Source organism: Arenivirga flava (genome assembly GCF_030161575.1).
GTDB lineage: Bacteria > Actinomycetota > Actinomycetes > Actinomycetales > Microbacteriaceae > Arenivirga > Arenivirga flava.
On the sequence record NZ_BSUL01000001.1, the window covers coordinates 2,112,231 to 2,124,919 of the forward strand.

Genomic DNA, 12,689 nt, shown 5'->3' on the forward strand with positions numbered 1-12,689 from the left:
CGTGACCGTCGCGTCGTTCACGATCTCGCCGTCGTCGAACTCCTCCTGCGTCACCTGCGCGGAGGCGGCCGCCGTCGCGATCTCGCCGGGCAGCAGACGGTTGGGAGCGCTGGCGTCGGGCCAGACGACGGTGATGGGGCCGTCGATGCGCGGATCGTCGAGCTGCACGCCGTTCAGCGTGACGTTGCCGATGTTCGTGATGGTGAACTCGTACTCGACGGTCGAACCGGCCGCGCCGGCGTTCGGCTGGTCGGCCGCGTAGGCCGCGCGCTTCTGCAGGTCGATGGCCGCCTGCGGGTCCAAGCGGATCGTCTGCGCGTCGGTCCGGATGATGCGGCTTCCGTCGGCGCCCGTCGCGGCACCGCTCGCGACGTTGACGGCGGCGCCGGCCTCGACGTCGTCGAGCAGGATGCGGTACCGCGCGGTGCCGGAGAGCGTCGCGCCGGGTGCGAGCGACGCCGCGTTGATGGAGAGGCCCGGGAACTCCGGGTCGGTGACGACGAGGTCGGTGAGCGTGACGTTGCCGGTGTTGCGCAGCGTGAACGTGTAGTCGATGTCGTCGCCGGCGTTGCCGCGCGCGCCGGGCGCGAGCGCGCCGTCCTTGGCCAGGGTGAACTCCGCGGTGCGGGCGACGAGCTGGGTGGTCGCGGCCGGCGAGGCGTTGCTCACGCGCTCGCCCGTCGGGGGCTGGCCGGAGGCGGTCGCGACATTGCGGACCGAGCCGGCGTCGACATCCGCCTGGGTGATCGCGTAGGTGCCGCGGGCGTTGACGGTCTCGCCGGGCGCCAGCGTGCCGGGCGTCCCGGGCCACGTGTACGCCAGTGACGAGATGCCGGGCAGCGAGTCGGCGATCGTGACGCCGGTGAGGGTGACGTTGCCGCCGTTGCGCGCGGTGATCGTGTAGGTGATCGTGTCGCCGACGACACCGCTGCCCGAGAGCTCGGCGGTCTTCGTCGTGGCGATCGCGGCGCTGCGCGCGACCGTGTCGGTCTGCGCGCGGTTCGAGTCCGCCCCGACCGCCCCGCCCTGCGGGTTCAGCCCGGAGACGGAGGCGGTGTTGCGCACGAAGCCGGCGTCGACGTCCGATTGGCGCACGACGTAGGTCGCGGTGGCCCTGGCCTCGCGGCCCGGAGCGAGCACCCGGTCGGCATCCGGCCAGCTGATCACGGGAGCGCTGATGCCGGGCAGCGAGTCGGCGAGCGTGATGCCCGAGATGGTGACGGTGCCGGGGTTGGCGATGACGAAGTCGTAGGTGATGGTCTGACCGACCGCCGCGCCGCTCGTGGTGCTCGGCGTCTTCGTGACGCTGAGCGCCGCGTTGGGCGCGAGCGGCACGGTGCTGCTGGCGGTGGCCGTGCTCACCGCGGCGTTCGGCGCGGTGCCGCGGCCGGTGGCGGTGTTGGCGATGCCGCCCGCGTCGACGTCGGCCTGGCGGATCGTGTACGTCGCCGAGGCGCTCACCTGCTGGCCCGGCAGGAGGGTGCCGGCGGTGCCGCTCGTCCAGGTGCCGTAAGCGATCGCGGAGAGGCCGGCCAGCGGGTCGCTGATGCCGGCGCTCGTCAGCGTGACGTTGCCGGTGTTGCGCAGCACGAACGCGTAGGTCACGGTGTCGCCGGCACGCGGCGACGCGCTGCCCGAGACGGCGCCGGTCTTGGTCAACGCGACGGCGGGAGCGGATGCCGCGGTGCGCGTCGTGACCTCGCCGCTGCTCGCGGAGACCGGCACGGCGCCGGGAGCGGTGCCCGAGAACGTGGCGGTGTTGCGCACCTGGCCGGCGTCCACATCCGTCTGCGTGATGGCGTACCGGGCGGTGCCGGTGACCGACGCGCCCGGAGCGAGCGTGCCGTTCCAGGTGCCGAAGTCGATGGAGCTCGTGCCGAGGCGCGGGTCGGCGACCGCGCCGCCCGAGACCGTCACGTTGCCGGTGTTGCGCACGACGAACGTGTAGGCGATGACGTCGCCGACCGCGCCGCTGCCCGCGACGGCCGCGCTCTTCGTGAGGCTGACGGCGGGAGCGGATGCGGCGGTGAGGAACGTGTTCTGCGCTTCGGCGCTGCGCACCGCGTCCCCGGAGGGCGGGTTGCCGCTGGCGCTGGCGGTGTTGACGACCCGGCCGCGATCGACGTCGCCCTGGGTGAGGGTGTACGTGGCGGTGGCGGACACCGTCTGGCCGGGGCGGAGGGTGCCTGCCGTGCCGCTCGGCCACGTGCCGTAGGTGATGGCACCGAGCCCCGCGAGCTTGTCCTCGAGCGTGACGCCCCGCAGGGTCACGTTGCCCGAGTTGCGCACGGTGAACGCGTAGTCGACGCGGCTGCCGGCGTTGCCGGATCCGCTGCCGAGCGCGCTCGTCTTCGTGACCACGAGGGCACCGGAGGATGCGACCGGCAGGGTCGCGCTACCCGAGCGGGTGAAGGCGGTGCCGCTCGGCGGCGTGACCGTACCGGTCGCCGTGTTCGCGACGGAACCCGCGTCGACGTCGCTCTGGGTCAGCGTGTACGTCGCGGTGGCGACGACCTGCTGGCCGGGCTGCAGGGTGCCGCTCGTCCCGCTCGGCCAGGTGCCGAAGGCGATGGCGCTGAGCCCGGGCAGCGGATCGGAGAGGGCGACGCCCGTGAGGGTGACGTTGCCGCTGTTGCGCACGGTGAACGCGTAGTTCACGGTGTCGCCGGCGCGGCCCGTGGAGCCGGGGGCGAGGCTGGCGGACTTCGCGACCGTGAAGGCGGGGTTGGCGGCGGCCGTGCTCGTGGTGACCTGCTCGGACGTGCCGGTGGTCGGCGTCGCAGCGCCGGGGGCGAGGCCGCTCACGGAGGCGGTGTTGCGCACGCTGCCCGCGTTCACATCCGATTGCTTGATCGTGTACGTGGCCGTGGCGGTGACCTGCTGGCCCGGTGCGAGGGTGCCGGACGTGCCGCTCGGCCAGCTGCCGTAGGTGAGCGCCGACAGGCCGCTCAGCGGGTCGGAGACGGCGACCCCGGTGAGCGTGACGTTGCCGGCGTTGCGCGCGACGAAGGTGTAGGTGATCACGTCGCCGGCGATGCCGCTGCCGGAGACGGCGGCGGTCTTCTGCACGGTGACGGCGGGCGCCGCCGCGGCCGTGGTGACGCGGGTCTGCGGCGAACTGCCGGAGACGGTACCGCCCTGCGGGGTGCGGCCGGATGCGCTGGCCGTGTTCTGCACGAAGCCGCGGTCGACGTCGGCCTGGGTGACCGTGTAGGTCGCGGTGCCCGTGACCTGCGTGCCCGGTGCCAGCGCTCCCGTGGTGCCGCTCGGCCACGCGCCGTAGCCGATCGCGCCGAGGCCGCTGAGCGGGTCGCTGATGGCGAGCTGGGTGAGGGTGACGTTGCCCGTGTTGGCGAGCGTGAAGGTGTAGCGCACGGTGCTGCCGACACCCCCGTTGCCCGAGGTGATCTGCCCGCTCTTGCCGAGCGTGAGCGCGCCGGCGGGGGTGATCGGCAGGGTCGAGCTGCTCGAGCGGGAGAACGCCGTGCCGCTCGGCGGCGTCGCCGTGCCGGTGGCCGTGTTGACGACGCTGCCGGCGTCGACGTCGCTCTGCTTGAGCGCGTACGTGGCCGTCGCGGTGACCTGCTGGCCCGGCTGCAGGGTGCCGGCGGTGCCGCTCGGCCAGGTGCCGAAGGTGATCGCGGAGAGCCCGCTGAGCGGGTCCCTGACCCCGACCCCGGTCAGCGTGACGTTGCCCGTGTTGCGCAGGGTGAACGTGTACGCGACGCCGTCGCCCGCCCGGCCGGTCGCGCCCGAGGCGAGCGCGCCCGACTTCGTGACGACGAGGCCGGGAGCCGCGGCCGCGGTCGCGGCGCGCGCCGAGGCGGCGTTCGTGACCACGGTGCCCGAAGGCGCCGTGCCCGACGCGGTGGCGGTGTTGTCGACCGCGCCGGCGTTCACATCCGCTTGCTTGATCGTGTAGGTGGCCGTGGCCGTCACGGTCTGGCCGGGCTGCAACGTGCCGGTAGTGCCGCTCGGCCAGGTGCCGTAGCTCAGCGCCGAGAGACCCGCGAGCTGGTCGGTGATCGCGACGCCGGTGAGGGTGACATTGCCCGAGTTCCGGGCCGAGAAGGTGTACGAGACGGTGTCGCCGACCGCGCCGGTGCCGCTCACCGTCGCGCTCTTCGTCGCCACGATGGCCGGCGCGGCGGCGACCGTGTTCACGGTGGCGGCCGGCGAGGTGCCGGTGACGGCGACGTTCGCGGGGGTGCGTCCGCTCGCCGAGGCGGTGTTGGACACCGAGCCGCGATTGACATCCGCTTGGGCGATCGTCGACGAGGCCGTCGCGGTGACGGTCTGGCCAGGCGCCAGCGTGCCGGCGGTGCCGCTGGGCCAGGTGCCGAACACCGGCGTCGAGAGCCCGGCCAGGGTGTCGGTGAGCGTGATGCCCGAGACGGTGACGTTGCCGGAGTTGGTGATGCCGATGGTCCAGTTGACCGTGTTGCCCACGACGCCGGTCTGCCCGCTCGGGTAGGCGCCCGACTTGGTGACGGTGAGGGCCGGGTTGGCCGCCACGGTCTGGGTGCGATTGGCGGTGGCGGTCGGCTGGGTGCCGCCGTCGGGATCCGTGCCGCGCGTGGACGCCGTGTTGGGCACGGAGCCGGCGTCGACGTCGCTCTGCCGGAGCGTGTACGTCGCCGTCGCGGTGACGGACTGACCGGGGTTGAGGGTGCCGGAGGTGCCGCTCGGCCAGGTGCCGTAGGTGAGCGCCGAGAGACCCGCCAGCGGATCGGTGATGGTGACGCCGGTCAGCACGCTGCCGGTGCCGCCGTTGTTCGTCGCGGTGAAGGAGTAGTTGACGACGTCGCCCGCGCGCCCGGTGGCTCCGGCCGCGAGGCTGCTCGTCTTGGTGAGGCGGATGGCCGTGGGCACCACCTGCGTGCTGTCGCTCGCCGAGATGGAGTAGTTCGAGCCCGTGGTCGCCGTGACGTTCGCCGTGGACGTGTATCCGCTGGCGCTGCCGCTGGCAGCCGTGCAGGTGTACTCCCACACCCCGCCCGGCGCGAGGCTCGCCCGCGTCGCATTGCAGTTGCTCTGGTCGTCGGTGACCGTGAAGTTCGTCAGGTTGCCGTCGCCGGTGTTGCGCACGCGGATGGTGAACTGCGCCGGTTCGTTCGCGGTGCGGTACTGCACGTCGCTCGTGCTGTTGAGCAGCGTCTTCTGGACGACGAGTCCACCGGTCGGCACCGACAGGACCGCGTTGCGCAGCAGGAACGAGTCGCCGGTCGTGCCGACCCGGAGCGAGACGGAGGTGTCGCCGGCCTGCACGGCGGCGAGCGTGTTGGTGTTGACGTCGACGTTCTGGTTCGTGAAGTTCGCGTCGGTGCCGGTCTGCGTGTAGCGCACCGAGCCCGCGGCCCGTCCGACACCGATGTTGGTCGTGCTGGTCGAGCCCGACGGGTTCGCCGGGTTCGTCAGTCTCGTGTAGGTGGAGGCGTTGCCCCGGGCGTACTCCATGTAGTCGTTCGCGATCGAGCGGTCGCCCTCGAACAGCGAGTAGCCGAGTCGCGCCGTACCGGTCTCCACCGCCGTGAAGCCCTGGAAGGGCACCTGCAGCGGTGCTTCGCCGTTCGACTGGCGCACGTGGCCCTCGTAGTAGATGACCCGCTTCGGGGCGCTGGCGGTGTTGCCCTGCACGTACCCGCCGAAGTCGTAGACCAGCGTGAGGTTCCAGCCGGCGTAGCAGTTGGGGCCGGTGGGGGCCCAGATGCGGCCCGCCTGCACGGTGATCGGCGAACCGGTCGTCACGTTCGCGAAGGCGCTGGTGATGTCGGCGCCGGCGGAGTAGTAGTGCGGGGTGTTGGCGGCGACCTCGCCGGAGTCCGTGTCCTCGAGCACCGAGCCGACGGGCACGCTGGTCGGCGTGCCCGAGGTGCCCACCCGGAACTGCACGGGCTGCGTGCGGTACCCGGTCGCGGAGCCCGAGGGCATCGTCGCGGTGGCCCCGGTGAAGGTGTTGGGCGTGCAGCGGAACGTGTTCGGCTGCGAGTCCATGACGCCCGTGTTGGCGCTCCAGTTGAGGAAGGCCTTGACCACGGTCGCGCCGGAGGGGATCGTCAGCGTCGCGCTGGAGGAGTTGGTCGTGAAGCCGCTCGCCGCGTTGGCGTTGACCATCGTGAAGTAGTCGTTGACGTTGTTGCCGGTGGCGGTGGTCGTCAGGTGCAGGTCGTTGCACGTACCCGAGCCGGATTGCCCGCCCAGGGCGGTGCCGGAGCAGCCGAGCACACCGTTGCCGACGGTGATGAAGTCGCCGTTGACCGTCTCCTGATAGGTCGGGGTCGCGCCGTCGTTGCCGGCGCCCCAGCTGATGACCGCCGCCTCGGCGGGTTCGTGCAGGGCAGCGAGGCTGAGACCGGTGACCGCCACGGCGACGGCGAGCACCCCGGCCAGCGCCCGGAACATGCCGGTACGCCGGATGGAGGTGCGTGCCCGATGCCGCGGCCGTGCCATGTGAAGCCCCCGAGAGAGAAGCGCGGCGCGGTGCCCCCGACGCGGATCCGACTGCAAGTCGTGCGGGTCGCCGCTCGATGTCCCGAAAGCCCGGCGCCCCACTTGGAGGGTATGGCAACGCCTGCGGAAAACCAACGCCTGCGGCGAAATTCGCTTCGATTGAGGAACGGTCATGATCGGGCGACGATCGATCAGACGCCGCGAGCCCGCTCCCGGCAGCCCCTCAGCGGCGCGGCAGGCCGTGCCGCAGCACCCAGGAATGCATCGCTATCGCCGCCGCGGCACCGGCGTTCATGCTGCGGGTCGACCCGTACTGCGCGATGTCGACGACCGCATCCGCCGCGGCGAGCGCCGCATCCGTCAGCCCCGGCCCCTCCTGCCCGAAGACGAGCACGCAGCGCTCGGGCCAGTCGAAGTCCTCGATCGGCACGGAACCGCGCACGTTGTCGACGGCGACGATCGCGGCACCGCTGCCGCGCGCCCAGTCGATGAGCCCGTCGACGCCGTCGTGGTGCAGCACGTGCTGGTAGCGGTCGGTGACCATGGCGCCGCGCTTGTTCCAGCGCTTGCGGCCGACGATGTGCACGGTCTCCGCGGCGAAGGCGTTGGCCGTGCGCACGATCGAGCCGATGTTGAAGTCGTGCTGCCAATTCTCGACCGCGACCGAGAAGGGGTGCCGGCGCTGGTCGAGGTCGGCGACGATGGCCTCGACCGTCCAGTAGCGGTAGCGGTCGATCACGTTGCGGCGGTCGCCGTTCGCGAGCAGCTCGGGGTCGAAGCGCGGATTGCTCGGCAGCTCGCCCCGCCAGGGGCCGACGCCGTGCTCGAGGAGGGGTTCGTCGTCGTGGGCGTCGGATTCTTCGGCGGGGAGGTCGGGCACGGGACGACCCTATTCGGAGGCCGTTCCGATCGAGCGCACCGCTCCATCTCCCATGTTGCTCCAAGTCTCAGTGGGAGTTGGAGCAAGAGGCATCCTCGCCCACAAGTCCGGCATCGCGCAGCGGGGTCTGGCATGTCACGACGCGGTTCACGACGAGTACGAGCGGGCATTCGAGGTGACCGGGCGGACCCGCCCGTCAACGGCATGAGACGCACTTCTCGTCGCGGATCGCCAGTTCTCCAGCACCTCGCGCATGTTCGTTCCGAGCGACATTCAGGCGCACCTTCTCCGCCCCGAACACCTGCTCTACCGATCCGGCTGCAGCTACAGGTTCGCGTGAAGCCGGGGCGCAGCGGGGCCCGGCCGCGCCTGCGACCGGGCCCCGTCCATCCGCTCGCCGAGGAGGGGTTCAGACCTTCTCGGGCTCGTCCCGCTTGCCGAGGATGGCCGTGTCGTCGAGGAACGGCAGCTCGCCGAGGTCGAGGTGCGGGTTGGTGTCCTGCGACTCGACCAGCTCGCGCGCTTCTTGGTCGGTCTCGACGTTGGGCATCGAGCCCGGCATCGGCCGCTGCGACGACTCCTTCATGCAGAGCACGGCGACCGCACCGCCGATCGAGGCGACCATGAGGAAGAACGCGGGCGCCAGGTCGTTGCCCGTCAGGGTGATGAGGCCCTGGATGATGAGCGGCGTCGTGCCGCCGAAGATCGCGATCGCGATGTTGTGCGAGAAGCCCATCGCCCCGTAACGGGTGTTCGTCGGGAAGAGCGCGGGCAGCGTCGCGGCCTGGTTCGAGATCCAGAGCGCTGCGCAGAGCGCGATGAGGGCGAGGCCGATCAGCGTCGTCCAGATCGGACCGATGCCGATGAGCAGGAACGCCGGGATCGTGAGCACGAGCACCGAGGCGGCACCCGTGAGCAGCACCGGCTTGCGGCCGAAGCGGTCGGAGAGCCGACCCGTGATCGGCAGCAGCGCCGACATGAACAGCAGCACCGGGATCGTGAGCAGGGTGCCGTGCAGCGGGTCGTAGCCCATCGTGTCGGTCAGGTAGGTCGGCATGTAGCTCGTGAGGGCGTACCCGACCGTGTTGCCGGCGGCGACGATGCCCACGAGGATCAGCATCGGCTTCCACTGCTGGCGGATCATGGCCGGCAGGCTGGGGCGGCCCATCGAGTCCGCGATCTCGGCGTTCGTCGACTCGTGCGCATCCTGCACCGCCTGGAACGCCGGCGACTCCTCGATCTTGAGGCGGAAGTAGATCGCCACGGCGCCCACGGGCCCCGCGATGAGGAACGGGATGCGCCAGGCCCACTCGACCAGCGCCTCCTGGCCCAGCGTGATCTGCAGGATCGAGACGACCGCAGCGCCCAGCGCGAAGCCGACGTAGCTCCCCGTGTCGAGGAAGCTCGAGAACCAGCCTCGACGGCGGTCGGGCGCGTACTCGCTGATGAAGGTCGAGGCGCCGGAGTACTCGCCGCCGGTCGAGAAGCCCTGGGTCATCTTGAGGACGACCAGCAGCACCGGGGCGAGCGGGCCCGCCATCGCGAAGTCGGGCAGCACGCCGATGAGGAAGGTCGACGCGGCCATGAGGATGAGGGTCGCCGCCAGCACCCGCTGCCGGCCGATGCGGTCCCCGAACCGCCCGAAGACGATGCCGCCGAGCGGACGGGCGATGTAGGTGGAGGCGAAGACGCCGAGGCTGAAGAGGATCTGCACGGTCGGCTCGGCGGTGGGCAGGAAGACCTGCCCCATGGTGACGGCGAGGTAGCCGTAGATGCCGACGTCGTACCACTCCATGGTGTTGCCGACGACGGTGCCGCCGATGGCGCGGCGCATCATCGGCTTGTCGACGACGGTGACGTCGTCGACCTCGAGTCGACGCTGGCGCGAGAGCCCCCGCTTCGGGCGGGCGGACTTCGGATGCGAGGGATCGGATCCCATGAGGTTCTCGTCTCCGGCGGCGCAGTCGGCGCCGCCTTGGTGAGGGATGAACGGCCGTCCCCGGTTGCCGGACGACCGTTCGAGCTAACCGGGGGTTCGTCCCGAGCTCCAATCGGCGCTCGTTCTCAGCCCTCGCTTCCAGGGTTCTGTGCGGGCATTCGGAGGTGCCGCATCCGCTCATGTGATCCAATGCGGCCCCTCGCTAGGCTGTGCCCATGAACGCCCGACGCGCCGAGATCGAATGCTGGCTGACCGACATGGACGGGGTGCTCGTCCACGAGAACCACGCCATCCCGGGCGCGGCGGAGCTGCTGCAGCAGTGGCGCGACCAGGGCAAGCCCTACCTGGTGCTGACGAACAACTCGATCTTCACGCCGCGCGACCTCAGCGCGCGCCTGCGCGCCTCCGGTCTGCACGTGCCCGAGGAGTCCATCTGGACGAGCGCGCTCGCGACGGCCGACTTCCTGAAGCACCAGACGCCCGGCGGCACCGCCTTCGTCATCGGCGAGGCGGGCATCCTCACCGCCATGCACGAGGCCGGCTTCATCATGACCGAGACGGACCCCGACTACGTGGTCGTCGGCGAGACCCGCAACTACTCCTTCGAGGCGATCACCAAGGCGATCCGGCTCATCGTCGGCGGTGCGCGGTTCATCGTGACGAACCCCGACTCGACCGGCCCGAGCGCTGAGGGCCCGCTGCCCGCGACCGGCGCGATCGCGGCGCTGATCACCAAGGCGACGGGCAAGGAGCCCTACGTGGTCGGCAAGCCGAACCCGATGATGTTCCGCTCCGCGCTGAACAAGATCGGCGCGCACAGCGAGAACACGGGCATGATCGGCGATCGGATGGACACCGACGTCGTCGCCGGCATCGAGGCCGGCCTGCACACGATCCTGGTGCGCACCGGCATCAGCGACGACGGCGAGATCGCGAAGTACCCGTTCCGCCCGAACGAGATCCTCGATTCGGTCGCGGACCTGCTCACCCACGAGCCGGAGCTCGTCGAGATCGACTCGCTGCCGCCGGAGCTCTGAGCGGCGGGACGCGCGTCAGGGCGTCAGCGAGCCCTCGATCGGCTCGCCGCCGGAGCGCCGCGCGAAGCACGAGTAGTCGTTCTCGCCGTCCTGCCACGCCTGCTCGGTCGGTGCGTAGCTGCCCTCGAGCACGATGTCGTCGTACGCGCCGGCCGCCTCCAGCGAGACGGAGGCGCCGCAGCGCACGTTGACCTCGCCCGCGAGCGCGTCGGAACCGGGGTACGGGTCGCTCTCCTGGCCGAGCTCGGTCAGCGAGACCAGCTGCGCGGCGTGCGGCTGCGCGCAGTCGACGACCGTGTACTCCTCCTCCCACGGGCCGGGGAAGGGATCGAGGCACTCGCCACCGCCGAGCTCGTCCCAGGCGTACGTGCCCGGGGCGACCGGCCCGACGATGGGCTCCTCGGTGGGCTCGGGCGTCGGGGTCGGGGTCGGCGTCGCGCTCGTCGCCGAGGGGCTCGGCGCCGGGGCCGCGGCCGACCAGGGCGACTGCACCCCGAGCCAGAAGAGCCCGAGGAGCGCGAGCAGCGCGACGAGCCCGCCCGCGATCCAGGCGAGCATCTTGACGTTGCGCGGCATCGGCTCGCGATCGGCGGGCCGGCGCTCACGGCTGCGCTGCGGCGCCTCACCGACGACGCTGTCGTCGACCTCGCGGAAGCGGTTGGCTCCGAAGAGGTCGTCGAGGCCGGTCTCCTCGGCGCTGGGGCCCACCGCCGTGGGCGGCACCGGCATGGCCTGGGTGGCTTCTCCCCGAGCGTCATCGTCGTCGCGCTGCGGCAGCGTCATCGCCTGGGTCGGCTCGCCCCAGCCGTCGTCGAGGCCGGCGTCGCGGTCGGGCAGGCTCATCGCCTGAGTCGGCTCGCCCCAGCCGTCGTCGAGTTCGGGACGAGCGGATGCGGGGGTCGGCTGCTGTGGTTCGGCTGCGGGCTCGGTCGGCTCGGCCGCAGGCTCCGGCTGTGCGGGAGTGGCGGTCGGCGTCGATGGGGGCACGGCCGGCGTCGCTCCGGGTACCGAGCTCGCGCCGAACGCCTGCGGCGGCAGCGCGGTCGGCGGCAGGCCGAAGCCGGTCGTCGGCTCGGGGCGCGGTGCTGACTCGGCCGCGGGCTCTGCGGCCCGGCGGCGGGCAGGCGGCGGGGTCGTGCGGGACGGCGCACCGGGCCCGCCCGGAACGGACCGGTCCGCCGTCGGGGGGACGGCCTCGGTCGCCGGGACCGGTGGGTTCGGGGCGGGGGCGACGGGCGGCTGGGAGGGGACGGTCGGCTGCTGCGCGATCGGTGCACCCGCTTCGACCGGCGAGGCCGCGGACTGCGCGCTGCGGGCGCGCTGCTCCTCGGCGACGTCCTCCTGCAGGGCCTCGAACTGCAGCCGGACCCACTCCTCCGGCGTCAGCGGGGCGCCGCCGGAGTCGTCCCGCCGATCGTTCACTGCGGATCCAGGCCCAGGTCGGCCAGGCCGATGGCCGAGTAGTAGGCGTAGCCGGCGTCCTCGATGATCTGCTGCGCGCCGGTCGCGCGGTCGACGACCACGGCGACGCCGGCGACGATCGCGCCGACCTTCTCGAGGGCCTGCGCGGCCTTCAGGGGCGAGCCGCCCGTGGTCGACGTGTCCTCGACCACGATGACGCGCTTGCCCTCGAGGTCCGGGCCCTCCACCTGGCGGCCGCGGCCGTGGTCCTTCGGCTCCTTGCGCACGACGAAGGCGTCGTAGTCGGCACCGCGCAGCACGCCTCGGTGCAGGATCGCGCTCGCGATCGGGTCCGCTCCCATGGTCAGCCCGCCGACCGCGAAGACGTCGGGGATGGGCGCGATGAGGTCGAGCATGACGTCGCCGATGAGCGGCGCGACGCGGTGGTCGAGGCTCACCTTCCGCAGGTCGATGTAGTAGGTGGCCTTGCGCCCGCTCGTGAGCGTGAAGTCGCCGTGGAACACGGCCTCTCGCGAGATGAAGTCGATCAGCTGGGTGCGGGCGTCAGTCACGGCTCCGAGTGTAGAGGAGGGGTGCGGATGGGGGACACGCGGGGCCCGCACCCGCCGCGCCGCGCCTGCGCCCGCGCATCCGGCGCTCGACCTCGTCGCATCTCGCACCCGATGCCGCGCGCCTCGCACCCGCGCCCGCCCGCACTCGCACTCGCACTCGCACTCGCACTCGCACTCGCACTCGCACTCGAGGCTGCACACCGAGCTCTCGACGCCGCAACATTTGCCAAACGACGGAGATCCATGCGCTCACCGGAGGACGAGCGGATGCGCACCCCGTGATCACAGGGAGCAATCTCGGCCGGGCCGTCCGATCTCCGTCGTTTGGCGAAAGGGGCGGGGTGGGGTGCGGGCCCGAGGCGGGCGCGGAGCAGGTCGGGGACGGAGCAGGTCGGGGACGGGGCAGGTCG

At 71.9% G+C, this 12,689-nt stretch carries 6 protein-coding genes (1 of these 6 only partly in view); 1 reads left to right on the forward strand and 5 read right to left on the reverse strand.

Going from position 1 to position 12,689, the window contains the following annotated elements:
- From QQK26_RS10095 to QQK26_RS10105, 3 genes are all read right to left on the reverse strand, one after another.
- A protein-coding gene (locus QQK26_RS10095; RefSeq protein ID WP_284232317.1) for a beta strand repeat-containing protein crosses the window boundary here: on the reverse strand, window positions 1–6,402 show its beginning. 6,903 nt of this gene lie to the left of the window's left edge; the window shows 6,402 of its 13,305 coding nt (coding positions 1–6,402); it begins with the start codon at window positions 6,400–6,402; the stop codon falls past the left edge of the window.
- Between the two features lie 271 nt (window positions 6,403–6,673).
- Window positions 6,674–7,330: a TrmH family RNA methyltransferase gene (locus QQK26_RS10100; RefSeq protein WP_284232319.1), complete on the reverse strand. Its 657-nt coding sequence runs from the start codon at window positions 7,328–7,330 to the stop codon at window positions 6,674–6,676.
- Window positions 7,331–7,739: 409 nt separating this feature from the next.
- A complete protein-coding gene (locus QQK26_RS10105; protein WP_284232321.1) occupies window positions 7,740–9,269 on the reverse strand; it encodes an MFS transporter in 1,530 nt (509 codons plus the stop codon).
- A 215-nt stretch (window positions 9,270–9,484) separates the two neighbouring features.
- Between QQK26_RS10105 and QQK26_RS10110 the strand changes: the two genes are divergently transcribed.
- Window positions 9,485–10,306: an HAD-IIA family hydrolase gene (locus QQK26_RS10110; RefSeq protein ID WP_284232323.1), complete on the forward strand. Its 822-nt coding sequence runs from the start codon at window positions 9,485–9,487 to the stop codon at window positions 10,304–10,306.
- A gap of 15 nt (window positions 10,307–10,321) precedes the next feature.
- Here the strand turns inward: QQK26_RS10110 and QQK26_RS10115 are convergent, their stop codons facing one another.
- Window positions 10,322–11,728, reverse strand: a complete 1,407-nt coding sequence (locus QQK26_RS10115; protein ID WP_284232325.1) for a septum formation family protein — start codon at window positions 11,726–11,728, stop codon at window positions 10,322–10,324.
- A complete protein-coding gene (gene pyrE / locus QQK26_RS10120; RefSeq protein WP_284232327.1) occupies window positions 11,725–12,279 on the reverse strand; it encodes an orotate phosphoribosyltransferase in 555 nt (184 codons plus the stop codon). Before pyrE ends, QQK26_RS10115 begins: the two co-directional genes overlap by 4 nt.
- Window positions 12,280–12,689: the final 410 nt, after the last annotated feature.

Bases quoted from the DNA above. Each gene is read 5' to 3' on its own strand.
- QQK26_RS10105 (WP_284232321.1), bottom strand. From the start codon at position 9,269: ATGGGATCCGATCCCTCGCATCCGAAGTCCGCCCGCCCGAAGCGGGGG.
- QQK26_RS10110 (WP_284232323.1), top strand. From the start codon at position 9,485: ATGAACGCCCGACGCGCCGAGATCGAATGCTGGCTGACCGACATGGAC.